This window comes from Streptomyces sp. NPDC093225, from assembly GCF_044753805.1.
Taxonomy (GTDB): domain Bacteria; phylum Actinomycetota; class Actinomycetes; order Streptomycetales; family Streptomycetaceae; genus Streptomyces.
Map to the genome: position 1 here is coordinate 412770 of NZ_JBIVNX010000001.1, position 23229 is coordinate 435998.

A 23229-nucleotide genomic window follows, 5' to 3' on the forward strand; every position below is an offset into this window, starting at 1 on the left:
ACGGCGGCTCCGGGCCGCCGGAGATCTGGTAGGAAACTTTCCTATCAGATAGCATCCCGCGCGGCGGCTTGGCGCGGCGCCCGCTCCCCGCTCTCCGGGGAGCGGGCGTGACGCGCTCAGCGAGAGCTCTGCCCCGGCCGCCGTTGCGCGCGCACGCCCGAGGCACCACCGTCACGGGCCGACCCGCGCTGCCCGCACCGGTGCCCAGCTCTCACCCTTCCCAGGCAAAGGGAGTCACAGGTATGCACCACCCGCACGCCTCCGCCCCACCGCGCCGCACCACCACCCTGTCCCTGCTGCTCGCCGCCGTCCTGCTCGTCACCGGCGGCCTCGTCCTCGCCTCCACCGGCCGCGCCGCCGCAGCAGACCCGCTCCTCTCCCGCGGCAAGCCGGCCACCTCCTCCTCCCAGGAGGGTGCCGGCCTCAACGCCGCCAAGGCCTTCGACGGCGATCCCGCCACCCGCTGGGCCAGTGCCGAGGGCTCCGACCCCCAGTGGATCCGGGTCGACCTCGGCACCACCGCCGCCGTCTCGCGCGTCCGCCTCACGTGGGAGGCCGCCTACGGCAAGGCCTACCGCGTCCAGATCTCCGCCGACGGCGCCACCTGGACCACGCTCGCCTCCGAGACCGCCGGAAACGGCGGCACCGACGACTGGACCGCCCTGAGCGGCAGGGGACGCTACGTCCGCGTCCACGGCACCGCCCGCGGCACCCCGTACGGCTACTCGCTCTACGAGTTCGAGGTCTACGGGACGCCCGACGGCACCATCCCGCCCGGCACCGGCGCCTTCACCGTCGTCGCCGCCGGTGACATCGCCGCCCAGTGCACCGCCTCCAGCAGCTCCTGCGCCCACCCCAGGACGGCCGCGCAGGCCCAGCGGATCAACCCGAAGTTCTACCTGACGATGGGTGACAACCAGTACGACGACGCCCGGCTGTCGGACTTCCGGAACTACTACGACAAGACCTGGGGCGCCTTCAAGGCCAGGACCCGGCCCGTCCCCGGCAACCACGAGACGTACGACCCGGCCGGACCGCTCGCCGGCTACAAGTCGTACTTCGGCGCGATCGCCTACCCCCAGGGCAAGCCCTACTACAGCTTCGACGAGGGCAACTGGCACTTCCTCGCCCTCGACTCCAACTCCTTCGACGACCCCGCCCAGATCAGGTGGCTCAAGGACGACCTCGCCCGCACCACCAAGGGCTGCGTCGCCGCCTACTTCCACCACCCGCTCTACTCCTCCGGCGGCCACGGCAACGACCCCGTCTCCAAGCCCGTCTGGCAGATCCTCTACGCCGCCAGGGCCGACCTCGTCCTCAACGGGCACGACCACCACTACGAGCGCTTCGCCCCGCAGGACCCCGCCGGCCGGGCCACCGCCGACGGCATCGTCGAGATCGTCGGCGGCATGGGCGGCGCCGAGCCGTACCCCATCGAGACCGTCCAGCCCCACAGCCAGAAGCGGATCAGCGGCACGTACGGGGTACTGAAGCTGGACCTCACCGACACCACCTACACCTGGCAGTACGTCGGCACCGACGGCCAGGTCAAGGACTCCGGCCCGACCTACACCTGCCACTGATGTACCTCGCGACCACCGGTCGCCGGGACGCGCCGCCCGCCCCCTCCGGGGCGCGGCGGCGCGTCTCCGCCACCGTCCTCGCCCTCGGCACGGTCAGCCTGGTCACCGACGTTTCCTCCGAGATGGTCACCGCCGTGCTGCCCCTCTACCTCGTCGTCGGCCTCGGCCTCACCCCGCTCCAGTTCGGCTTCCTGGACGGGCTGTTCACCGGCGCCACCGCCCTCGTCCGGCTCGCCGGCGGCCACGCCGCCGACCGCGGCGGCCACCACAAGGCGGTCGCCGGGACCGGCTACGCCCTCTCCGCCTGCTCCCGGCTCGCCCTGCTGCTCGCCGGCGGCGCGACCGGCGGGATCGCCGCCGCCCTCGCCACCGATCGCCTCGGCAAGGGCATCCGCACCGCCCCGCGCGACGCCCTGATCGTCCTCGACAGCCCGCCCGACGGCCTGGGCCGCGCCTTCGGCGTGCACCGCGCCATGGACACCACCGGCGCCCTCCTCGGCCCCCTGGCCGCCTTCGCGCTCCTGTGGGCCACCGCCGACGCCTACGACGCCGTCTTGGTCGTCAGCTTCTGCACCGGGCTGCTCGGGGTGCTGCTCCTCGTGGTCCTGGTACCCGGCGGACGACGCGAACCGGTGGGCGCCGCCCACCGGGTGCGCGACCTCGCCGCACCGCTCCGCCTGCCGGCCGTACGCCGGATCACGCTCGGCGCCGCGCTGCTGGGTGCGGCCACCGTGGGCGACGCCTTCCTCTACCTGCTGCTCCAGCAGCGGACCGAACTGGCCGCCACCTGGTTCCCGTTCCTGCCGCTCGGCGCCGCGGCCGCCTACCTGCTGCTCGCCGTACCGGCCGGGCACCTCGCCGACCGCATCGGCCGCCGCCGCCCCTTCCTGTACGGGCACGGGGCCCTGCTCCTGGCCCTCGGACTGCTCCTCGCCCCCGTGCCCGACGCGGTGCTGCTGGCGGCCGTACCGCTCCTGATCGGGGTCTTCTACGCCGCCACCGACGGCGTCCTGATGGCGCTCACCGGGCCGCTCCTGCCCCCGGGGCGACGGGCGGGCGGACTCGCGCTCGTCCAGACCGCCCAGGCCCTCGCCAAGGTCGGCGCCGCGACCGGTTTCGGGGCCGCCTGGACGCTGTGGGGAGCGACGACCGCGCTCCTCCTCACCCTCACCGCACTCACGGCGGCCCTGGGCGGCGCGACCCGACTGCTGCCGGCCGAACCGCCCCCCGCCACCGGTCCGGCGCCCTCGCCGTCCGCACCGCCCTCCGAAAAGGGGTCCTCCTCATGACCGCCGCGACCGCCCCGAACCGGCACCGTCTGTGGACCCTCGTCCTCGGCGTCCTGCTCCTCGCCGGCGGGGCCACCGCCTACACGCTGCACGCCGCCGGGCGCCCCGACCCGGGCGCCCCCGGCGCGGACGCCGGCTTCACCCTCGACAGCGGCTCCCCGGGCGCCCTGTGGTTCCGTGACACCGCCACCGGGCGCGTCGCCCGCCAGGACCCCGCGGCGCCCGGGAAGCGGGTGGCGCTCGGGCCCCGCTGCGACCGCTTCCACGCCGCCGCGGACACCGCACTGTGCCTGCAACTGCGCCCCGGCGTGCCGGCCCGCTCGTACGTCCTCGTGCTCGACCGGCGGTTGCGCGAGGTGCGCAGGATGGGCCTGCCGGGCATCCCCGACCGCGCCCGGGTCTCCGCCTCCGGCCGGGTCCTCGCCTGGACCACCTTCGCGAGCGGAGACTCCTACGCCACCTCCGCCTTCTCGACCCGCACCTCGATCCTCGACCTGCGCACCGGCTACCTGGTCAAGAGCATCGAGCAGATCCCGCTCACCCTGGACGGGCGCCGCCACCACGCCCCCGACGTCAACTTCTGGGGCGTCACCTTCGCCGCCGACGACAACCGCTTCTACGCCACCGTCGCCACCCGGGGGCACACCTACCTGGTCGAGGGCGACCTGAGGAACTGGGCGGCGCGGACGCTGAAGGAGAACGTCGAGTGCCCATCGCTCTCACCCGACGGCACCCGCATCGCCTACAAGAAGAAGGTCTCCACCGACCCCCGCGCACCCTGGCGCCTGTACGTCCTCGACCTCGCCACCCTTCGCGAACACCCCCTCGCCGACCCGCGTTCCGTCGACGACCAGGCCGCCTGGACCGGCCCCGACACCGTGGCGTACGCATACGGGGGCGCGGTCTGGACCGTCCGGGCGGACGGCACCGGCACCCCGCGCCGCCTGGCGGCCGGAACGACCTCGCCGGTGATCCCGCGGTGATGCGGGTCCCGGACGACGGATCCGATGCCCCGGGGACGGTCACCCGTACACGGTCACCCGCAGCGGAACGGAGCCGCCTCGCGGTCCCGATGGCCCTCGGCCCGGTGGCGGGTCAGATCCAGCCGCGACGGGTGGCGATGACGCCGGCCTGGAAGCGGTTGACCGCGCCCAGGAGTTCGAGGAGGCGACTCATGCGCCGGCGCATGGTGCGGACCGACCAGCCGAGCTGGCGGGCTATCGCGTCGTCCTTGAGGCCGCTGACCAGCAGGGTGAGGACCAGGCGGTCCTCCTCGCCGAGCGGGTCCTCGGCGGGGACGTCGAGCGGCAGGGCCTGCTTCCAGCACAGCTCCCAGTAGTCGGTGAGGGCGTCCAGCAGGGCGGAGGGGCGGATCACCGCGGCGCGCACGCCGTCGAGGTCGAGCGAGAGCGGCATCAGCGCCAGCCGGCGGTCCGCGATGGCCAGTTTGATCCGCAGGCCCGGCATCACCCGGGCCTGCTCGCCACGGCGCACGAGCCCTCGGATGTCCTCGAGCACCCCCGGCCACTCCAGCGCCTCCGGGGCGTACACCGCGCGGTAGCGCACGCCGCGCCCGAGCGCCGTGCTCTCCACCGGGTTGGCGGTGGTCAGCGCGTACGGCGGGCGGTCCAGCGTCATGACGTCCTCGCGCGCCTCCTGCTGGAGGCGGACGAACCAACGGCCGAGCGCCTCGCGGCCCGTGGCGATCTCCACCTCCTCCTCGCCGGCCGTGCCGGCCTGGGCCGCCGCGAAGAGGCGGGACAGTTCCCCAGCCGCCGCACGCACCCGGTCCAACTCCGCGGCCCTGGCCCGCACCAGGGACTCGACCGCGGCCCCCGGCTCGATCGCCGCGTACCGGCGGCGGACGCCCGCCAGCCGCCCGACCAGGCCGTGGTCGTGGAGCCGGTCCAGCGCCCTGGCGGCGCGCAGCGGGGAGCAGCCGAGGTCGGCGGCGAGCTCGGCGGGGCCCGCCGTGCGCCGGGTCAACACGGCCCGGTAGACGCTCTCGTCGAAGGGGTCGATGCCTGCGGCGGTGAGCTCGTTCGTCATATGCCGAGAATGGCCCACTTGTGCCAGCGGCAGCAATGGGCCGCCGTGATCTGTTGTCCCGAGCGCGACCGCGGCACTAGGACTTCGACCCATGGCCAACAACGCACGAACACCCCGACGTCTGGCGGCCCTTACGGTCACCACCGTCGCGCTCGCCGGGACGCTGACCGCGCTGCCCGGCACCGCCACCGCGACATCACCCGACCCGAACCAGCGGGTCATCGTCGAGCTGTCCGGGGACGCCGCCGTCGCAGCCGCCCCCGGCGGCTCGCTCACCTCCTCGGCCGCCCGTAACGGCTCCGCCGTCGACGAGGCCCGGCGGACCCTGGCGGCGCGGCAGGACGCCTTCCTCGGCACGGCACGGAACGCCGGACTGCACCCCGCCGCACCCCGGAAGCTCGGCCTGCTCCTCAACGCCGTGGCGATGACCGTGCCCGCCTCCGAGAGGGCGCGGCTGGCCACGCTGCCGGGCGTCCTCGCCGTCCGCCCCGACACCCGCATGCAGGTCCAGACGGACGTCAGCGTGCCGCTGACCGGCGCGCCCGAGGTCTGGAAGCGCAGGGACCCGGCCGGGGTGAGGGCCACCGGCAAGGGCACCGTCGTGGCGGTCCTGGACAGCGGCGTGGACTACGGCCACCCCGACCTGGGCGGCGGCTTCGGCAAGGGCCACAAGGTCGTCGGCGGCTTCGACTTCGCCAACGGCGACGACGACCCGATGGACGACAACGGCCACGGCACCCACGTCGCCGGCATCATCGCGGGCAAGGCGGCCGGGAAGGGAGGCGTCACCGGCATGGCGCCCGACGCCGGCCTGCTGGCCTACAAGGTCATCGGCGCCGACGGCAGCGGCTACACCTCCGACATCGTCGCCGGCATCGAGGCGGCGGCAGACCCGGCCAACCCCCACCCGGCCGACGTCATCAACATGAGCCTCGGCGGCCCCGGTGACGGCACCGACCCGCTGGGCCGCGCGGCGAGCGCCGCCGTGCGGGCCGGAGTGGTCGTCGTCGCGGCAGCGGGCAACAACGGGCCCGGCACCGGCACCGTCAGCACCCCCGCGTCCGCCGCCGGCGTCATCGCGGTCGGCGCGTCCACCAGCGGGATACGCACCCCCAGCGCCTACCTGGCGGGCCGCGAACCCGAACTGATCCAGACCTACCGGGGCATCCTGTCCGCCAACCCGCCCCGCGAACCGGTCACCGCGCCCCTCGTGGACGTCGGCGCGGGCACCGCCGAGGACTGGAAGCGGGTCGGTGACGTACGCGGCAAGATCCTGCGCGCCGACATCCTCGTCCCGCCCGGTACGGACGTCCTGAGCCAGAACGACATCGACTGGGCACGCGAAGCCGAGAAGCGCGGCGCGCTCGCCGTCCTCGGCGGCCTCCCGGCCAACTCCGGGCCCGTACTCGCCGCCACCCCGGGAACGGTCCAGGCCGGGCCGAGCCCCGCCCGCCCCGACCCCGCCCGCACCGCCGCCTCCGGCGACTCGCTGCGCATGGACCGCCTGGTCGTCCTGGGCATCGACCCGACCCAGTACGCCCAACTGAGCCGTGAACTGGCCGCCGGGAAGGTGTCCGTCACCCTGCGCGGCACCGACGCCACCGACCGGATCGCCTCGTTCTCCTCGCGCGGCCCCGGCACCGGCTTCGGCCTCAAGCCCGACCTGGTCGCCCCCGGCGTCGAGATCCGCTCCACGATCCCCACGTCCTTGTACCGACCCGGTGTCTACCGCATGTCGGGCACCTCGATGGCGAGCCCGCACGTCGCCGGAGCCGCCGCCCTGCTGCGCCAACTGCGCCCGGACCAGGGTCCCGACCAGATCAGGTCCGCCCTGGTCGGCACCGCGAAGCCGCTCGCCGGCACCGGCCCCACCGTCCAGGGCAACGGACGGCTCGACGTGGCCGCCGCGGCGTCGGCCACCCTCGGCGCCGCCCCGACGTCCCTGTCGTTCGGCCTCGCCGACCTGGGGGAGCGGACCGTCGGCGGCACCGCGAAGGTACGCCTGGCCAACCCCGGCAGGAAGCCGCTGACCGTCACCCTCGTCAGCAGCGGTCCCACCACCGTGTCCCCGTCCCGCATCACGGTCCCCGCCGGGCGGTCCGCGACCGTCAAGGTCACCCTGCGCGCCGCCCGCCCGGCCACCGACACGGAGATCGGCGGCCGGATCACGGCCACCCCCGATCGCGGCCCGGCCCTGCGGGTGCCCTACCTGCTCGTCGTCCGGCACCTCGCCGTCCAGGCGTCCCCCGACCCCAGCGACGGCCGCTCCACCGTGCACGTCGCCTCCCCGGCCGCCCTGGACGCGCCCCCGCAGATCCGGGTCACGCCCCCGCACGGCCACGCCTTCACGCTGCCCACCACCATGAACGGCGCCGGCTACTACCAGGCCGAAGTGACCGGGAAGGCGGCCGGCGCCTACCGGCTGGCCGTACGCGCCACGACCACCGACGGCCGGCGGATCACCGGAACCGGCGCCTTCGAGGTCACCCCCGCCGACACCCGCCGCGACCGCTGGGAGCCCATCGGCCCCAACAGCGAGGCCGGCCACCTCGCGCTCTCGCCCGCCCGCCCGAAGCAGGCCGTGGTGACCCAGTTCCGCAAGGCCGCACCCTGGCTGACCACCGACGGCGGCGCCCACTGGCGCCAGGTGGGCAGGCTGCCGATCGCCGACGGCAACGGCACCGGACCGGTCGTGGTCGACGCCCGCCGCCCCGACCGCTGGTGGTACGCCGTGAACACGGCCGCCGACCCCACCCGCCGCGGCACGATCCTGCGCACCGACGACAACGGCCGCACCTGGCGCCGGCTCGACGTGCCCGACGCGCACATCGACGCGTTCGTCGCGGACGAGCGGACCCGTACCCTCGCCGCGGTCGTCGACGGCACGCTGCTGGTCAGCACGGACGCGGGCGAGCGCTGGGCGACGTACCCCACCGCCGTGAGCGGTGAGGTCCGCGAGGCCACCCTCGTCGGCGACACCCTGTACCTGGCGACCTTCGACAGCCTCTGGCGCATCGACGGCGTCGGCACGGGCGACCCCGCAGCCGCGCACCGCATCCTCGACGAGCCGGTGAACACCCTCCGCGGCATGGCGGCCGACTCCGAGGTGGTGGTGACCTACGTCCCCGGTACCGGCGTCCGCGGCTCCTACGACGAGGGCCGCACCTGGTCCACCCTGCTGCCCCTGCCGCAGGGCGGCAACGGACTGTCCGCCTCCGGCGGCGACCTCTACCTGCGCGGGCTGTTCGGCGCCGGACAGGTCAGCCACGACCACGGCAGGACCTGGAAGCCCCTGCCCGCCCCCTCGAAGGCCGCCATCGCGATGGACTACGACCGCTGGGCCGACGGCTCGGTGACCGTCTCCAGCGAACAGGACGGCCTGTACCGCGGCTCGGCAGACGGCACCGACTACCGCAGGATCGGCGTCCAGGGCCTGACCACCCTCGCCCTCGCGACCAGCGGCGACCAGCTGCTCGCCGGAACCGTGAGCGGCACCTACCGCACCGCGATACCCGTCGCCGGCCCCGAGTGGGGCCGGTCCGGGGCGGAGGGCATGACCGGTCGCCTCACCTCCCACATCGCCGTCTCGCCCCGGGACACCGAGGTGGTGTGGCAGATCCGGCGCACCGCGACCGGCCTCTTCGAGGTCTCCAAGAGCGCCGACGCCGGCCGGACCTGGAAGGTGAAGGGCACCTCCTCGGAGGTACCGACCTCGATCCTGATCCACCCGGCGGACCCGGACCGGGTGGCGGTCAGCTTCAGGAGCATCCTCGGCGACGGACTGTTCGCGACCTCCGACGGCGGCAGGACGTGGAAGAACCTCTTCCACGAGAGGTCCTTCGACGCCATGGCCGGCGACCCGCGCGACCCGCGGCGCCTGTGGCTCGGCAACGCCTCGGGCCTCTACCGCTCGGACGACGGCGGCGTCACCAAGACCAAGGTCGCCGAGGGACCCGTCTCCGCGATCCTGATGGACGGCCGGCGCCTGGTCGTCGGCGGTTCCGCCGTCCGGGTCAGCACGGACGGCGGCAGGACCTTCCGCACCGCCGACACCGGCCCGCTCGCGGTCCACGTCTCCGACCTGCTGCGCGTCCGCGGCGCGCTCTACGCGGCCACGACCGGCTCGAGGGCGTCCGGACTCGTCCAGGGCGGCCGGGGCGTCCTGCGCAGCACCGACAACGGCCTCACCTGGGAGAACATCTCCAGCGGCCTGCAGAACACCGACACCACCGAGCTGGCCGCCGCCCCCGACGGCCGCACGCTCTACGTCGGCACCGTCGACGGCGGCGTACACCGCCTGAAGCTGCGCCGCTGACCGCCCCGCACCCGACCCGCGTGACCGTCCGACCCGCGTGACGTCCGACCGTCACGTCCCCACGACCGGAGCGCGCGCCGACCGGACCCGGGAGCCCCGGAACCGGTCGGCGCCCGCGCGCGTGCCCCGGGAACTCAGGAATGGGCGTGGCAGAAGCCGCGCACGGCCCGGTTGAACTCCTCGGGCCGTTCCAGGTTGCTGACGTGCCCCGCGCCCGGGATCACGACCAGCTCGGCATCCGGGATCGCCGCGTGGAACTGCCGCGCCACGGTCAGCGGCGAGCGCACGTCCCGCTCGCCCCAGAGCAGGAGCGTGGGCACCGACACCGTGGGCAGGAGGTCCCGCTGGTCCGTCTCCGCCATGAGCGACAGCTGCGTCCTCAGGGTCTCCGGGCGCACGGCGTCCGCCATCGCACCCAACAGCGCGACGTACGCCGCGGGCGGCTCACCGGCGAACAGACCCGGCAGGGTCGGATCGAACGCGCCGCGCGGCGCGGCCAGCATCCGGCGAGTGCCCTCGACCCGGGCCCGCACCTCCGCCGCCGGAAGGGAGCCCTTCCACCCCGCGTAGGTGTCGGCGAGGACCAGCGTCCTGACGAGGTCCGGGTGGTGGCGGTAGAACTCCAGGGCGACGGTGCCGCCCCAGGACAGACCGGCGATGTGCGCCGGTCCGAGCCCCAGGGACGCCACGACCGCGGCCACGCACCGGGCGTGGTCCGCGAGGACGAACGACCCGGGTACGTCCGAGGAGCGTCCGGATCCCGGCTCGTCCCAGGCCGCCACCGTGAACGCGTCCCCCAGCGCCGCGAGTTGCGGCCGCCAGACGCGGGCGTCGTCCGCCGCGCCGTGCAGGAACACGACGGGCGGCCCCGCGCCCACCCGGTCGTAGGCAACCGTCAGCCCGTCGACCTGCACCGTCGCCATGACTCCAGGGTAGGCCCGCCCGCCAACGCCGTCGCGGCGCCGGACACCGCCGCTCACCGCGGGGCGTCGAATACGTGTCTCCCGATCCGGTCCGTTCGCCACTCGTCAACCATGACCGGAACCTACGTGCCACGATGCGGCCATGCGTGATGTTCGGAGCGATCCCGAGTTGCAGGAGCTGGTTCGGCGGTTCGTCGCGCCCGATCGGCGGTACCTCCGGTTGGGCGGGGGCGTTCTGCGGCTGAACCCGGTCGAGCGCTCCGCTTTCGTGCGGGATCTGGCGCAGGCCGCCCACGACATCACTCCGGCGGAACTCGGCATCCTCTTCGAGGGCGGATGGCGCGAGCGCAGGACTGCCGCCTGGCTGGTTGCCGTGGCACACAGGACCGAGTTCCGCGACCTCGTCGACCGGCTCCTCCTGGCCAGCGCGGGGCCGTATGCGGGCCCGGCGTACTGCGTCGCCCTCGCGAAGTTCGGCACTGCCGCGGATGCCGAGCTGCTCAGCGCGTACCTCGATCACTACTTGCCGCGTCCCGACCTCGACTACGACCAGGCCGTCGTCCTCGGGACGCTCCTGTACCTGGATGAGACTCTCGGCTCCGCGTACACGACGCGGTTCCTGGCCCCGGACGGTCCCTGGGACCGATGGCTCGAAGCCAGGGCCGTGGAGGCCTTGGACCCGCAGTCCTGCCGGCAGGCCGTGCAGCAACTCATCGCTTTCGCCGACGAGACCGCCGAAGCCCTCGCCTTGCTGGACTGCGAGAACTGACCGTGACCCCTGCTGTTTCGAAGGCGGTGCGCAGTCCGTCTTGGCCGGTGACATGCATGCAGCCGAGCTTGAAGGAGGTGGGGCCCGCTCCGCAACGAGACAAGGCACGCCGCTGGAGCCACCCCGATCGGTGGCAGGCCACACGTCGACCGGGTCACCGAGCGGACTCGCCCCCTTCCAGGGCCCCGTCCCCGCACCCGGCCTGCCGCGGACCTCGCGGCGTCAGTCGTGCGGGCCCGAGCAGGTGGCGCGGTAGGGGAGTTCGGGAAGGTGGGCGTGCCACTGCGCCGCGTCGAGACCGCCGCCGTAGCGGGCGCACACCGCCGCCACCACGTCTCCCGCCCCGACGCGGTGTGCGGACGGCGCGGTGTGCGGTCCCTGGACCAGCACGGTGGCGCCGTCGCGGGTGAAGGCGATCCGGGCAGCCGGGTCGCCCGTGCCGGGGAGCGGGCCGCCGAGCGGTGTGCGCGAGGGAACGTCCCACAGGCGGACCGCGCCCGTGGCGTCCCCCACCGCGAGCATGCTGCCGTCCGGCGAGAACGCCGCGCCGGAGTACCCGCCCGGCACCACGTCCGTCCCGTACGGGCCGCCGTCGAGGGCGGTCGGCGAGCCGGGCGGCGTCCCGTCCCGGAGGGTGACGCGGCCGGCCGCGTCGGCGAGCGCGAGGTGCCGGCCGTCCGGACTGAAGGCGGCCGCGAAGAACGCGGATCCGCGAAGGTCCGTCGGGGTCTCGACGCGCTCGCCGGGCACGGTGACCAGCTGGCCGTCGGACAGGGCGAGCATCCCGCCGTCGGGCCGGACCGCCATCGGCAGCGCGCCGGTCGACTCGATGGACACCACCCGGTGGGCGGAGAGGTTCCACAGGGCGGCGACATCCCCGAGGACGTCGAGGATCCCGTACACCACCGGACCGCCGTCCCGCAGCACCGGAGCGAGGGCCGTGAGGGCGGAGCGGCCGGACACGCCGGGCGCCGGGGGCGAGGTGGGCACGGGGAGGTCGGGAAGCGGCCGGCCGCCGCGCACGTCCCAGACCTTCACGGTCTGCGAGTCCCCGCCGCCGCGGGCCGGACCGTAGGCGAAGAGGCGGCCGTCAGGGCTGAAGGCGGCCACCACCGGGCCGGTGTCCACCGCGCGGAGCGCCGGTAGTCGGCGCAGCGGTACGGTCCCCTCCGGTACCGGCCCGCCGGCGCCCGCCGAGCCGGGGTACACCTCGGGCACCACGGTCGCGCCGTTGCGGCGCAGGACGACGGCCAAGGACCCGTCCGGCGAGAGGTGGACCTGGTCGGACCCCTTGCCGGGCCACGGGGCGCCGCGCAGCGGCCCGAGCCGCAGCACGGCCACGCTGCGCTGGTCCGCGCGCACGTACCGCAGCACCCCCGCCCGCTCGTCGACGCGGACGTCCGTGGGCCGTTCGCGGCGCAGCCCCTGGTGGAAGACGAGCGGGTCGGGCCGCTCGTCCGCGGTGCGCCACACGCGTGCGGCGTCCGGCCCCACCGCCGCCAGCAGCGTGCCGTCCCGGTTGAAGGCCAGGCCGGTCACCCCGGCGGCGGTGGGGAGCACCCGGTCGCGAGCGCCGCCGCTCCCGGTGGACGCCAGGAGGACGCCGGTGTCGAGCCCGACGGCCAGCCGGGCCCCGTCGGGGCTCAGGCGCAGCACCTCCGAGCGGCACGAGTGCGCGGGGACCCGGGCCGCCAACCCGCCGGCCGCGACCCTGCGCCGCCCCGGCACGTCCCAGACCTCGACCCCGTGGCGTCCGCACAGCGCCGCCCGGCGGCCGTCCGCGCTGACGGCCGCGCCCGTGAAGGCCTCGGCGGCGGGCACGGTGAACAGCGGCCGGCGGCCGACGGCGTCCCAGAGCTGCACGGCCCCGGGCAGGGCCACCGCCAGCACCCGGCTGCCGCCGCCCCACACGAGGTCGGTCCCGGCCGGGGCACCGCGCAGCACGAGCGAGGACGCGCTCCCGGTCCGCAGGTCCAGCAGCCTGATCCGGGCCCACCGCCGCTCCGGGTCGGTGGCGTCCCCCTGGCTGATCGAGGCCACCCGTGCGCCGTCCGGGCTCGGCCGCGCCCGCTCCGGCCAGTCCCATGCCGACGGCTCGGGCCCCGGGAAGAGACCTCCGTCCGGGGGCCGCAGCCGGCGCGGGGACGAGCTGGAGGGCGAGGCCACGAACCCCGCCAGCGCGTGGACGGCCAGCCGGGTGGGCGCGCGGAGGTCCCACAGTTCCACTCCCTGGTGCCGGCTCACCGTGAGCATGCGGCCGTCCGGGCCCGCGAACTCGCTGCGCACGACCGAGCCGCCGGAGCCCACGGTGACGTCGGCCGCTGTCCGGTCGGTGAGCGCGGCGTACAGTCCGGCCCTGGTCTGCGGGGTGCGGGCCAGGCGCCAGGCCGCGACGTTCAGCCGGGCGGCCGTGCGCGGGTCGCCGGCCCGCAGCCCCTCGGCGACCGCGGCCGCCCTCAGCGCGAGGGCGAGGTTCCGACGGACCTGAGCCGTCAGGCCGGCCTGCCAGGCCAGGGTGCCGGCGATCAGGGCGGCCACGGTCAGGACCGCGAGCGCTCCCCGGCCGATCCGCCTGCGCACCGCGGCCCGGCTCCGGGCCCGGCCGCTCGCGTCGAGGAACTCGGCCTCGACGGGCCGGAACCCGCGTGCGCCCCCGTCCGCGGCGCGCAGCGGCGCGAGCGCCACGAGCAGCGCCGCCGGGGCGAGGGCACTGGGGTGCCGGCCGAGCCGGTCCCAGGCCTCCGCCGCCGCGGTCAGCCGGTGGCGCAGGCGCAACTGCTCGCGGCTCTCCTCGAGCCAGCCGTGCAGGCGGGGCCAGGACGAGATGAGCGTCTCGTGGGCGAGCTCGACGGTGTCCTGGCCCAGCGTGACCAGCCGGGAGGCGGCGAGCGCGTCGAGGACCGGCCGGACGTCTTCCGCAGGGCCGAGTTCGTCCAGCCGGGCCGGGCGGCGCGTGTCGGGCAGCCCGTCCTCCCCCGGGTTGACCAGGCCGAGCAGGATCCGGCGGGCGGTGCCGGCCCGCTCGGCGTCGAGTGCGCGGTACGCCGCCTCGGCGGTCCGCACGACGGCCCCGTACACCCCACCGGCGGCCTCGTACGCCTCGAGGGTGAGGCGGCGTGCCGTGCGGCGGCGCCAGGTCTCCAGCAGGGTGTGGGAGAGCAGGGGCAGGGCGGCGGCGTCGCCGTGCAGCTCGTCGACGAGCAGGGTGGTCAGCGCCCGCTCGACCACGGTGGCGCGGGCGGCCGCCGGGGCGACGATCGCCCGGCGCAGTTCGTCCCGCGTCATGGGCGTCACCGGCAGGCTCGCCCCCCGCACCACCTCCGCCAGCGCGGGGTCGGCCAGGCAAGGGGCGTAGAAGTCCGCCCGGACGCCGAGGACGACCCGGACCCGTGAGCCGTCCGCCTGCGCGGCGGTCAGCAACTCCTTGACGAACCCGGCCCGTTCCTCCGGGTCGCGGCAGAGCGTGAAGACCTCCTCGAACTGGTCCACGATCAGCCAGGTGTCGCCGGGCGCGTCGGCGGGCGCGACGGCCGGGCGGTGCCGTTCCAACGGATGCGCGCCGGGGGTGAGCAGCCGGATCGCGGCCGCCGCACCCCCGGACTCCTGTAATCGCGGCACCAGCCCGGCCCGCAGCAGCGAGGACTTGCCGCTCCCGGACGGCCCGAAGACCGCTACGACCCGGTGCTCCCGGGCGAGTACGACCAGGTCGTCGACGAGCTGGTCGCGGCCGAAGAACAGCTCCCGGTCGCCGGGCTCGTACCGGGCCAGGCCCAGGTACGGGGCCGGCTCGTCGTCCTGCTCCGCGGCGAGGGCGGCCAGCCGGTCGGTGGCCCGCTGCCAGCGGCCCCGCCACAGCGCCGGGTCCCCGCCGCACGCCGCGGCGTACGCGAGGACCACGGGCAGGGTGGGCAGCTGGTCGCCCGCCGCGGCCCGCGAAAGCGTCGCCACCGAGTAGGCCCCGGCCCGGCGCGCCATCGCGGCGTACGTCGGGCTGCCCGCCGCGCGCCGCAGCTCCCGCAGCGCCACCGCGAACTCCGCGACCGGCCCGTCCCCCGGGTCCAGCGGCTTCTCCTGTCGGCCCATGCCACACACCCCCCACGACGCCGGCCCCCGCCGGCCCTGCTCCCCTTGATCACGCACCCAACACGCTCGACTCCCCGTGCCACAAGGCGTCTTCGCGCCGTGTGCGGGCGTGGCGACCGGGTTGTTTCACGGCCCGATCGGGGCAGCGCAACAACCGTGCGGCGGCGGAGGGTCGGATCGGCCGAGCGTCGGCCGGGGGCCGCACCGTCGGCCCCGGACCCAAGGGGAGGAACCCGTATGCACCGACCCGTGGCCCCGTCCACCCGTCCCCGCACCCGCCCGCCCGGGCCGCGCCGCCCGCTCCGCCTGGCGGCCCTGATCGCCGCGGTGCTGACCGCACTGGCGCTCAACCTGCTGACGGCAGGGCCCTCGCAGGCACGGACGGACTCCGTGTACGGCGTCCTGCTGTTCAACTACACGACGTACAAGTGCCTGGACGTGCCGGACTACGGCGCTCCGAACATGGGGAGCATCGTGCAGCAGCACGACTGCCTCCGCGGCGCCGGCGACAACCAGATGTGGGACCTCGTCGACGGGGTCGACGGCTTCCTGATCCGCAACGTCAAGAACCAGGCGCTGTGCCTGGACCTGCCCGGTACGGGCGTGCCCGGCAACTCGACGGTCGGCTTCTACCCCTGCCAGGACACCACGGCGGACAACCAGCTGTGGTACCAGTGGTGGGACTCCGCCGGCCGTGCCTTCCGGCTCGTCAACGCCCGTTCGTACAACGCCGGCCGACCGGTGTGCCTGGACGTCGCCGGCCTCGGGGACGGTGCCGACGACCTCCGGGTCGGCGTCCACACGTGCAGCACCAGCTACGGCGACGACCACTGGTGGCAGACCGCCTGACGGTCCTGCCGCGGACCGGCGCCGCCCGGGCGCCGCCCGGTGCCGTGGGGGACGCGCACCGCGACGGGTGAGGGGCGCCCGACCATCGGGGGAGGTCGGGCGCCCTCGCGGCGTGCGCGCCGCGTGCCGCACCGGAGTGGGAGATCGCGTCTTTCACCTGCTCAGCCCGTGCGCCTGTAGGGAGCGCAGTGCGCCGCCCAGCGCGTTGAGCGAGGCGACGTCCCCCACGCGTACGCGGCCGCGGTCGTCGGCGGTGGCGAGGACGCCGCCATCGGGGGAGAAGACCATCGCGGTACCGATATTTCGCCGTGGGGAGTTGTTGCACAGCCACGCTCCGGCGACGAATCAACGTGCAGCAGACCGGGGATCCGGTACCCCGCACGGAAGGCGGCCGAGAAGTGGCGGGCCCACATGCCCCGACGCATCCTCGGTGGGGGAACCGAGACAGGAGGATGATCATGGGTACCCAGGCGTACGAAGAGCTTCCGGTCGACCGGGCGGTCACGCTGGAGGAGTCGGTCGAGTTCAAGACGAGGACCGCACGCCGCGTCGAAGCCAAGACGTGGCGCTTCCACGGAAGCCTCGCGAGTGCGGCCGACTGCGCGACGGTGGCGAATCAGGCGCCGCCGCAAGGGCCGGGCGAAGTGGTGGTCGCGATGGGCAACGGCGTCTTCCCCCTGTGGCTCTACTACTAGTGACTCCGGATCCGGAGCGCGTCGGTCGTGCGGCGTCCTGAGCCGCGTGAGTGGTCGGGGCCTTGTCCACCGGGCCCCGACCACCACGGCGCCGCGGCGGCCCCCGCCGCGGTCGCGGCTGCCGTCCACACCGACCGCCCCGGGCCACGGCTCGTGACGTGCCCCGGCCGGACGGCTGCTCAGGAGGTCAGCGGGGCCGGCGCCGGGGTCCCGTAGAACGTGATCGGGGACCAGCCGTTCTGCTGCGCCAGCTGGTTGAGTGCCCCGGCGATCTCGATCGGCGGGACGTCGTGCGTCTGGGGCGCATCCATCATGGCGACGCTGAATGTGATCGTCAGCTCTCCCTCGAACCCGGGCAGCGAGGTCCTGCCTTTGAACTGGGTCCCCGGCGGGAACGAAGGCCCGCTCTGCGCTGTCTGCGTCGCGCCGGCCTGAGCGGCTTCGGCGTGCTCGGGCGCGGCGGCCTCGCCTTCGGCCGCCTGGGCGGTCCCGGCGCCGACAAGTGCCGCTCCGGCCGCGGCGGTTCCCGAGTAGCCCAGCAGCGAGCGCCGTGAAATGCCTGACATGGTTCCCCTCCGTACTGACGTCGTTCCGGTGCGTGCACCTGCACCCATGTGGTGATCGTATGAGCCGATCCGGCCGTGTGGGGCTGAATGGGATCTTCCGGGAACCGGCTCTGATCAGGGGTCCGTCAGGAACAGGGGAGGGGCCCACTCCGCCCCGCCCTGACCGAAGGCGGGACGGAGGGCGTCGGACCGGCGCCTCGGCGGCTCATTGAGGCCGGCGTTGAGGGCGATCCGGCGGTCGCCGCCGCTCAGGTGGACGGTGATCGCGCCGATGTGCAGCAGGACGAAGCCGATGGCCGCGGCCGGCGCCAGCGGGGGAGCGATACCGGTCAGCGGCGGCAGGATCAGGCCGGTCGCGCCGAGTACTTCCACCGCCCCCAGCACCCTGAGGGCCGGCAGGGGTACGCGGTCGCCCCAGGCCATCATCGGCGAGAGAGCGTGGCCGTGCCGTCGGTTCAGACGCGGTCGGTGGCGGGCTCGGTCGCGTAGCGGCCCATCACCTCGCTGTGGGCCCGGGGCGTCGGCGGCCGGCCGTCGGCGAGCAGCGTCTGGAGGTCCCGGAAGTACTGGACGTACAGGTCGGGGGTGAACGTGCTGAGCATGACGGCGGGTTGGTCGGTCGGGTTGGCGAAGGTGTGCGGGGTACCGGGCGGAACCATCACGAGCGTGCCCGTCGTGGCGTCGTGGACCTCGTCCCCGACGGTGAACCGCACGACCCCGGAAAGGACGTAGAACCCCTCGTCGTGCAGGCCGTGGCGGTGCTGCGGCGGTCCCTGGGTGTGCGGGGCGAGGACGGACTCGGCGATCGCGAGGCGGTGCCCGGTGTGGCTGCCGTCCTCCAGGACGCGCATGCGCGTGGTGCCCAGAACGATCGTCTCGCCCTCGCCGGGTCCCACCACCGACAGGGCGGGTCCGGTCTGCGGCTCGCTGTTTCGTGCTTCCTCGGTCATGTCCACCAGTGCACCGCCCGAGCCCCTTCGGTGTCCAAGACCCGTTCCACGGCACCGATACCCGATGCGTATCGTTGCAGCGTGGAGCTACGTGCCTTGCGTTATTTCGTCGCGGTCGCCGAGGAACTCCACTTCGGCCGGGCCGCCGTCCGACTGCACATGAGCCAGCCGCCGCTGAGCCGGGCGGTCAAGCGGTTGGAAGCCGAGATCGGGGCCCTGCTCTTCGCCCGCCCGCCCACCGGCGTCACGCTCACTCCGGTGGGGACGGTGCTGCTCGACGAGGCACGGGCCCTGCTCGACCACGCCGACCGCGTCCGGGTACGCGTGAGCGCGGCGGCCGGCGCCGCGACCATCACCATCGGCATCCTGGGCGACGGCACCGACCCGGGGGTGTCCCGCCTGGCGGCCGCCTACCGCCGGATCCGCCCCGGCGTCGACATCCGCATCCGCGACACCGACCTGAGTGATCCGACCTGCGGGCTGCGCGCCGGACTGGTCGACGTCGCGCTGACTCGGGCGCCGTTCGACGAAACCGCCCTGACGGTCCGTACCCTGAGGACCGATCCGGTCGGCGTGGTCCTGCGCGCCGACGATCCGCTGGCCCGCCGCGACGGTCTGCGACTGGCCGAGCTGGGCGACCGCCGCTGGTTCCAGTTCCCCCAGGGCACCGACCCGGTCTGGCAGTCGTACTGGAACGGCGGCAGGCCGCGCGAGGGCCCGGTGGTGCGCGCCGTCCAGGAATGCCTGCAGGCGGTGCTGTGGAACGGTACGGTCGGCCTGGCCCCGCTCGGACACGACCTGCCCGCGGAGCTGGCCATGGTGCCGCTGGTCGACATGCCGCCGAGCCGAGTGGTGGCGGCATGGAACGAGGGCGACACGAACCCGTTGCTCCACTCCCTCATCGAGACCGCGACCACCGCCTACCGTCGCTGAGCAACGGTACGCCGGCCACGCGGCGGAGGCCGCGAAAGCTGATGACCTCGGCGGGGCATTGCTCGCCGGGACTGATCTGTCGACGGCATTCCGGCACGGGCTCAGTCCGGTGGACGAGGCTGTCCGAGAAGGCTCCGGCGCCGTGATCACACCAGCCACGGCAAGATCATCTCACCCTCGACCGGGCGCCTTGAAAAGACATCACCGGCCCGTCTGAGGCAGTCAACCCTCGATCCGCACGGCAACCTCGCGCAGGGCATCGGACTCGGGGACGCGGAGACGCGTGCGGACCAGTGTCCGCATCATCGCCGCGCCTGCCACCACGGCGCAGAGATGCAACGCCACCGCGACGGTGATGTTCTCCGGCGGCGTGACATCGGCCGGGTCCGCCAGCGCCACGTACAGCATGAGGGGCAGCTTCCAGGCGCTCCACGCGAACAGCGAGCCCGACCCGACCCACCCCAATGTCAGCGGGAGCCAGCGCGGCAGCCTGGCAGGACGCGCCCGGGCGACCGTCCAGATGCCGGCGGATCCGGCGAGTGCCCAGAACCCCCATACCGCGGCCAGCACGTACCAGTCAGCGTTCCGCCGGGCCGGATGGGCGATTCCCAGAGTGCCTCCGGCCGCCCAGTACAGCCAGACCAGACCGACTGCGCCACCGACGACGGTCGCCCACGGCCGCACCGTACGCGGCCGGTCACCGACGCGCCCGAGGAACGCGTCCGGCCAGCGGCGCCGCAGATACGCCGGGACGGCGAGGGCAAGCCCCAGCCCCATCCCCACGAAACCGAACTCGACCAGCACTCCCTCCCAGACCGGCATGGCCGGGTCGTCACCGCCGCCGCCCTCTGATCCACCGCCCACGTTCAGGAGCGCACTGAGCAGACCGAAAGGCAGCACCGAGACGAGGAACCCCGACCCCACCCAGGAACAGAAGGCCACCAGCACCCCCGGTATCCGCATCCCCCACGGCCGCACCAACGCGAGCGCCACGGCAATCCCGATCACCGCCATACCGACCGTGACGGTGTTGAGCACCACCCACTCCGCCAGCCCGAACCCGTTGCCGATCGGCAGCACCCCCACGAGAGAGCCGACCACCCACGAGACTTTGATCAGCAAGTACGGCGCCAGCGCCAGGGCAGCCCCGTACGCCGCGTTCCGCCCGACCTGATCCCAGCGATCCACCCGAACCCCCCTTCATCAGCAGGAATCCCAGCCTCCGGCCTCACCGGCCCGGCCGCGTCGCCCGCCGGACGTATTCGCCTCCCCCACCCGGGGGAGGCGGCGAGTGGGGGAGGCGGACAGGCTCCACGCTGCCCCCGCCGATCCGTGGCGTGCGCGGGCGAGGCCCGGTGCCCCTGGCGCCCCGGGGGCGGTACCGCCGGGGCCGCTCTTCCCTCCCCAGCGCGGCGGCGGCGAGCATGTCCAGTACCGACTCTCGCACCAGCGGCTCGCTAGGGGGCTGTCCTCGACGGCGAGCTGATCGTGGACGAAGGCCACGGTCTCGTCCCACAGCCGGTACCGCTCGGCGGACACCGGTGCCCAGTCGGGCGTCTCGAGGCTCGGTGATCCCGCGCCGCGCGGTCGGTCCTCGCTGGCGTCAGGTGTGCAGGTGGCTGTTCGTGCCGTCGTGGTGGTCGGCCATGTCGTCGTTGAACCAGTAGTCGCCGGCGGCGAGGTAGCGGAAGGCGTGGGTGGAGTGGGCGGGTAGGGCGATGGTGGCGGCCCGGGTGCCGTCGCCACGGAGGGTGAGGGGGTGGGCGTGGGGGTTCCAGTGGTTGAAGTCTCCGACCACGCTGACCGGGCCCGGAGGTGTCTCCCCGGGGAGAACGAACGTGACCTGGGTGCGACCCTTGAGCTTCTGGCGTTCGAGCACTGGCGGGCTCCGATCATGTGGGGAACAGTCATGAGGCCCCTGCATCCTGCCCCCGGCTCCACCGGGTCGGCGCGGGGAACACGCCCACTTGGCCGGCGTGCTCACCCGGCCGGGGCGGCGCTGCCACGCCGGCCCGGTGTCGCGCTGCCCGCCGCGCACCCCCAGGTACGGATGGCAACGCCGCCGACCGAGGCAGGCGGGCAGATGCGCATTTGGACGGCTGCGACCCCCGCAAAGCCCCCTCGGCGCGTCGCTCGGCCTTCAGCCGCCTCTCCACACGTCCGGTGGCCCCGACTGGCCCCGACTGGCCTCGAGATCGGCAGGCCGGCCGGGTCAGGCGCCACCCGCGTATCGAACGCGCGGGTAACAGGGCGGAACCCGCCCGCATTTGATAGATGTGGGTCGGTTGTCGTATCTGCGGGGCCTGGAAGGGGTGTTGTGATGGGGTTGCTGCCCACAACGCTGCGCCAGTGCCGGGCGTGCGGGGCGAACGAGGACACCGGTGAGGCGCGCACGGTGGTGGTCGTCGAGGGCGGCCTGTCGGTGACCTGGCACCTGCTCGCCTGTCCCCACTACCGGGCCGATCGGGTCCTCGCCGGTCGGGAAGGCTGAGCTGTTGACCGAGGCTCCGATTTCGGTACCGGGCGGGCGGCAGAGTCCCCCGTTCGACGAACCCACCGGCTGGGCTGGCCGCGATCTCTGTGACGGTGGTGCTGTGCCGGTCGGCGGGTGCCCCGGGCCCGCCCGGATCCGCGACGCGCAGCGCCCGGGCGGGCCGTGGCGCTACAGCCAGTGCTCGACTCCGAATTCCACGCTGACCGCATGGTGGGTGGCACTGACGGGGCAGTCCCCGTTGAACGCGCTGCCATCGGCGAAGAACATCGCCCCGCACTTGCCGCAGAGCGCCCACCCGGACTTGAAGTGTTCGAAAGCACCCCAGTTGAGCGGGAACTGGTAGGACGTCCCGGCGGCGTGCGCGCCACCGGACTGCGGGCACCGGTTGCCGTCGACCTGTGTGGAGAAGATGACCTCGCAGGCGGTGCAGTGGTTGAAGCCGGGCGTCCACCCCGTGACGACCGTACCGTCTCCCCGCGACGACGGGTCGGTGGTCATCTCGAACGCCCAGTCGCTGTTCGGGATGTGACGGCCCAGGAACTGGGGTGGCGTTTCGGGAAGGGGATCCGCGCTGCACGAACCGTTGGGTACGGGATGGTACGGAGGGGGGTCGTTCGGGGGAGGCCAGCCGCTGTAGAAGAGCGCGAGGCAGTTGTGGCATCCGGTCCAGCCGAATCGAGTGGGCATCGGTCGTCCCTGGTGTCGTCGGCGAAGGGTGGACCCTCGCCGGGGGGATCTCTGAGGGGGCCCGATCTCAACGTAACCCCGGCCGGCCCCGCCGAGCACGTGGATCAACGACCCGACCCGACCCGACATGGCCCGCCCGGCACGGCCCTCACCCCGTCCGAACCCGCTCGAGCCCCGATGCGGAACACGCTTCCGGCCGACCGCGGATACGACCACGCCGAATGCTGCCTCCCCGGCCGGACCTGCGCCTGCGCGCGGCACGAATGCGGCGGCCGGTTCCCGCGCCCTGGCGCGCAGAGCACGGCGCCACGGTGGCCCCGGTGAAACCAGGCCCGCGCGCGGGACGGCTCCCGGCGGCAGATTGGCCGATTTAGGACTTCCAGATGATCATGGCTGGTTTAGGCTGCTCGGTGGGTCGCCTTTTGGTGACCGGGTAGATTACGTCGATTTTACTGGGGGAATCATGCGTAGGTTTGCCGCGAGAGCTGGTGCCGTGTTCGGGGCCGGTGCGTTGATGCTGTCGGCCCAGGCCGCACCGGCGTCGGCGGACGTTCCGACGGAGCGTGGTGTCTTCCGGAACAAGTTCAGCCGTCAGTGTTTGGAAGTGGCGGACTGGAGCAAGAGCAGGGGTGCTGCCATCCGGCAGTGGCCGTGCACGGGCGGGCTGAACCAGAAGTGGTACGTGCGCAATTCTCCGGACGGTGGATCCGGGCGAAAGATCGTCGTCAACGCCAACTCCGGAATGTGCCTGGATGCGCCCGGCGGGAACTGGGGCAACGGATCTCAACTGATCCAGTGGGACTGCAATGGCGGGCTCAATCAGGCGTGGTGGATTTTCCACGACGCCAATGACGACCAGAAGGACATAAAGTTCTACTCTGGTGACGCCTCCAACGACCAGGTGATGGAGATCAATGACTTCAGCACCGAGAACGGCGCTCGGGCGCAGATGTGGGAATACAACGGGGGGTCCAATCAGCTCTGGGATCATCTGATCGGCTAACAGGCGACAGGGAGCGGGGATCCGTTCTCCTGTCAGCTGGT

The 23229-nt window shown here is 74.0% G+C and carries 19 protein-coding genes and 1 pseudogene; 10 read left to right on the top strand and 10 right to left on the bottom strand.

The features are described 5' to 3' along the window. Positions 1–242: 242 nt before the first annotated feature. From ACIQCH_RS01220 to ACIQCH_RS01230, 3 genes are read left to right on the top strand one after another with little or no spacing between them, the layout of a single operon-like run. A complete protein-coding gene (locus ACIQCH_RS01220) occupies positions 243–1583 on the top strand; it encodes a discoidin domain-containing protein (RefSeq protein WP_402576620.1) in 1341 nt (446 codons plus the stop codon). Further along, positions 1583–2872, top strand: coding sequence for an MFS transporter (locus ACIQCH_RS01225; RefSeq protein WP_402576622.1), 1290 nt, complete (start codon positions 1583–1585; stop codon positions 2870–2872). Before ACIQCH_RS01220 ends, ACIQCH_RS01225 begins: the two co-directional genes overlap by 1 nt. Next, positions 2869–3855 carry a hypothetical protein gene (locus ACIQCH_RS01230; RefSeq protein WP_402576624.1) on the top strand — a complete coding sequence of 329 codons (987 nt, stop codon included), beginning with the start codon at positions 2869–2871 and terminating at the stop codon, positions 3853–3855. The genes ACIQCH_RS01225 and ACIQCH_RS01230 overlap by 4 nt, the downstream gene beginning before the upstream one ends. Before the next feature lie 112 nt (positions 3856–3967). Here the strand turns inward: ACIQCH_RS01230 and ACIQCH_RS01235 are convergent, their stop codons facing one another. Then, positions 3968–4921 carry a hypothetical protein gene (locus tag ACIQCH_RS01235; RefSeq protein ID WP_402576626.1) on the bottom strand — a complete coding sequence of 318 codons (954 nt, stop codon included), beginning with the start codon at positions 4919–4921 and terminating at the stop codon, positions 3968–3970. A gap of 91 nt (positions 4922–5012) precedes the next feature. Here ACIQCH_RS01235 and ACIQCH_RS01240 point away from each other — a divergent pair, with 91 nt between their 5' ends. Beyond that, positions 5013–9236: a S8 family serine peptidase gene (locus ACIQCH_RS01240; RefSeq protein WP_402576628.1), complete on the top strand. Its 4224-nt coding sequence runs from the start codon at positions 5013–5015 to the stop codon at positions 9234–9236. A gap of 134 nt (positions 9237–9370) precedes the next feature. Here the strand turns inward: ACIQCH_RS01240 and ACIQCH_RS01245 are convergent, their stop codons facing one another. After that, the gene (locus ACIQCH_RS01245) at positions 9371–10159 is read right to left on the bottom strand and encodes an alpha/beta fold hydrolase (RefSeq protein ID WP_402576630.1); all 789 of its coding nucleotides are present in this window, start codon (positions 10157–10159) and stop codon (positions 9371–9373) included. A gap of 142 nt (positions 10160–10301) precedes the next feature. Between ACIQCH_RS01245 and ACIQCH_RS01250 the strand changes: the two genes are divergently transcribed. Then, complete coding sequence (locus ACIQCH_RS01250) at positions 10302–10928, top strand: DUF6000 family protein (protein WP_402576632.1); 627 nt, start codon at positions 10302–10304, stop codon at positions 10926–10928. Between the two features lie 222 nt (positions 10929–11150). Here ACIQCH_RS01250 and ACIQCH_RS01255 read toward each other — a convergent pair whose 3' ends face one another. Further along, the gene (locus ACIQCH_RS01255) at positions 11151–15011 is read right to left on the bottom strand and encodes a DNA-binding protein (RefSeq protein ID WP_402576634.1); all 3861 of its coding nucleotides are present in this window, start codon (positions 15009–15011) and stop codon (positions 11151–11153) included. A 237-nt stretch (positions 15012–15248) separates the two neighbouring features. Here ACIQCH_RS01255 and ACIQCH_RS01260 point away from each other — a divergent pair, with 237 nt between their 5' ends. Continuing rightward, the gene (locus ACIQCH_RS01260; RefSeq protein ID WP_402576636.1) at positions 15249–15860 is read left to right on the top strand and encodes an RICIN domain-containing protein; all 612 of its coding nucleotides are present in this window, start codon (positions 15249–15251) and stop codon (positions 15858–15860) included. Between the two features lie 153 nt (positions 15861–16013). On the opposite strand, the gene ACIQCH_RS01265 is transcribed toward ACIQCH_RS01260, so the two are convergent. Further along, on the bottom strand, positions 16014–16148 hold the full coding sequence (locus ACIQCH_RS01265) for a hypothetical protein (RefSeq protein WP_402576638.1): 135 nt from the start codon (positions 16146–16148) through the stop codon (positions 16014–16016). Positions 16149–16318: 170 nt separating this feature from the next. Between ACIQCH_RS01265 and ACIQCH_RS01270 the strand changes: the two genes are divergently transcribed. Continuing rightward, complete coding sequence (locus tag ACIQCH_RS01270; protein ID WP_402576640.1) at positions 16319–16555, top strand: hypothetical protein; 237 nt, start codon at positions 16319–16321, stop codon at positions 16553–16555. 179 nt (positions 16556–16734) lie between these two features. Here the strand turns inward: ACIQCH_RS01270 and ACIQCH_RS01275 are convergent, their stop codons facing one another. The 3 genes and pseudogenes from ACIQCH_RS01275 to ACIQCH_RS01285 all read right to left on the bottom strand — a co-directional run bounded on the left by ACIQCH_RS01275 (position 16735) and on the right by ACIQCH_RS01285 (position 18071). Next, on the bottom strand, positions 16735–17121 hold the full coding sequence (locus ACIQCH_RS01275; RefSeq protein ID WP_402576642.1) for a hypothetical protein: 387 nt from the start codon (positions 17119–17121) through the stop codon (positions 16735–16737). Between the two features lie 114 nt (positions 17122–17235). Next, positions 17236–17556: pseudogene (locus tag ACIQCH_RS01280) on the bottom strand (DoxX family protein); the annotation flags it as partial. A gap of 20 nt (positions 17557–17576) precedes the next feature. Next, positions 17577–18071 (bottom strand): cupin domain-containing protein, encoded by a 495-nt coding sequence (locus ACIQCH_RS01285; protein WP_402576644.1) that lies wholly within the window; start codon positions 18069–18071, stop codon positions 17577–17579. A gap of 81 nt (positions 18072–18152) precedes the next feature. On the opposite strand from ACIQCH_RS01285, the gene ACIQCH_RS01290 reads away from it, so the two are divergent. After that, positions 18153–19004 (top strand): LysR substrate-binding domain-containing protein, encoded by an 852-nt coding sequence (locus ACIQCH_RS01290; RefSeq protein ID WP_402576646.1) that lies wholly within the window; start codon positions 18153–18155, stop codon positions 19002–19004. A 222-nt stretch (positions 19005–19226) separates the two neighbouring features. Here ACIQCH_RS01290 and ACIQCH_RS01295 read toward each other — a convergent pair whose 3' ends face one another. Further along, positions 19227–20192 carry a hypothetical protein gene (locus tag ACIQCH_RS01295; protein ID WP_402576648.1) on the bottom strand — a complete coding sequence of 322 codons (966 nt, stop codon included), beginning with the start codon at positions 20190–20192 and terminating at the stop codon, positions 19227–19229. 415 nt (positions 20193–20607) lie between these two features. Beyond that, on the bottom strand, positions 20608–20883 hold the full coding sequence (locus ACIQCH_RS01300; RefSeq protein WP_402576650.1) for an isoamylase early set domain-containing protein: 276 nt from the start codon (positions 20881–20883) through the stop codon (positions 20608–20610). A 441-nt stretch (positions 20884–21324) separates the two neighbouring features. Here ACIQCH_RS01300 and ACIQCH_RS01305 point away from each other — a divergent pair, with 441 nt between their 5' ends. Next, positions 21325–21495: a hypothetical protein gene (locus tag ACIQCH_RS01305; protein ID WP_402576652.1), complete on the top strand. Its 171-nt coding sequence runs from the start codon at positions 21325–21327 to the stop codon at positions 21493–21495. Between the two features lie 171 nt (positions 21496–21666). Here the strand turns inward: ACIQCH_RS01305 and ACIQCH_RS01310 are convergent, their stop codons facing one another. Then, positions 21667–22185, bottom strand: coding sequence for a hypothetical protein (locus ACIQCH_RS01310; protein WP_402576654.1), 519 nt, complete (start codon positions 22183–22185; stop codon positions 21667–21669). Positions 22186–22678: 493 nt separating this feature from the next. Between ACIQCH_RS01310 and ACIQCH_RS01315 the strand changes: the two genes are divergently transcribed. Further along, a complete protein-coding gene (locus ACIQCH_RS01315) occupies positions 22679–23188 on the top strand; it encodes an RICIN domain-containing protein (RefSeq protein WP_402576656.1) in 510 nt (169 codons plus the stop codon). The last annotated feature ends 41 nt before the right edge of the window (positions 23189–23229 follow it).

Coding starts and splice junctions, on each gene's coding strand:
- ACIQCH_RS01220 (WP_402576620.1), top strand. CDS start 243: ATGCACCACCCGCACGCCTCCGCCCCACCGCGCCGCACCACCACCCTG.
- ACIQCH_RS01225 (WP_402576622.1), top strand. CDS start 1,583: ATGTACCTCGCGACCACCGGTCGCCGGGACGCGCCGCCCGCCCCCTCC.
- ACIQCH_RS01230 (WP_402576624.1), top strand. CDS start 2,869: ATGACCGCCGCGACCGCCCCGAACCGGCACCGTCTGTGGACCCTCGTC.
- ACIQCH_RS01235 (WP_402576626.1), bottom strand. CDS start 4,921: ATGACGAACGAGCTCACCGCCGCAGGCATCGACCCCTTCGACGAGAGC.
- ACIQCH_RS01240 (WP_402576628.1), top strand. CDS start 5,013: ATGGCCAACAACGCACGAACACCCCGACGTCTGGCGGCCCTTACGGTC.
- ACIQCH_RS01245 (WP_402576630.1), bottom strand. CDS start 10,159: ATGGCGACGGTGCAGGTCGACGGGCTGACGGTTGCCTACGACCGGGTG.
- ACIQCH_RS01250 (WP_402576632.1), top strand. CDS start 10,302: ATGCGTGATGTTCGGAGCGATCCCGAGTTGCAGGAGCTGGTTCGGCGG.
- ACIQCH_RS01255 (WP_402576634.1), bottom strand. CDS start 15,011: ATGGGCCGACAGGAGAAGCCGCTGGACCCGGGGGACGGGCCGGTCGCG.
- ACIQCH_RS01260 (WP_402576636.1), top strand. CDS start 15,249: ATGCACCGACCCGTGGCCCCGTCCACCCGTCCCCGCACCCGCCCGCCC.
- ACIQCH_RS01265 (WP_402576638.1), bottom strand. CDS start 16,148: ATGGTCTTCTCCCCCGATGGCGGCGTCCTCGCCACCGCCGACGACCGC.
- ACIQCH_RS01270 (WP_402576640.1), top strand. CDS start 16,319: ATGGGTACCCAGGCGTACGAAGAGCTTCCGGTCGACCGGGCGGTCACG.
- ACIQCH_RS01275 (WP_402576642.1), bottom strand. CDS start 17,121: ATGTCAGGCATTTCACGGCGCTCGCTGCTGGGCTACTCGGGAACCGCC.
- ACIQCH_RS01285 (WP_402576644.1), bottom strand. CDS start 18,071: ATGACCGAGGAAGCACGAAACAGCGAGCCGCAGACCGGACCCGCCCTG.
- ACIQCH_RS01305 (WP_402576652.1), top strand. CDS start 21,325: ATGGGGTTGCTGCCCACAACGCTGCGCCAGTGCCGGGCGTGCGGGGCG.
- ACIQCH_RS01310 (WP_402576654.1), bottom strand. CDS start 22,185: ATGCCCACTCGATTCGGCTGGACCGGATGCCACAACTGCCTCGCGCTC.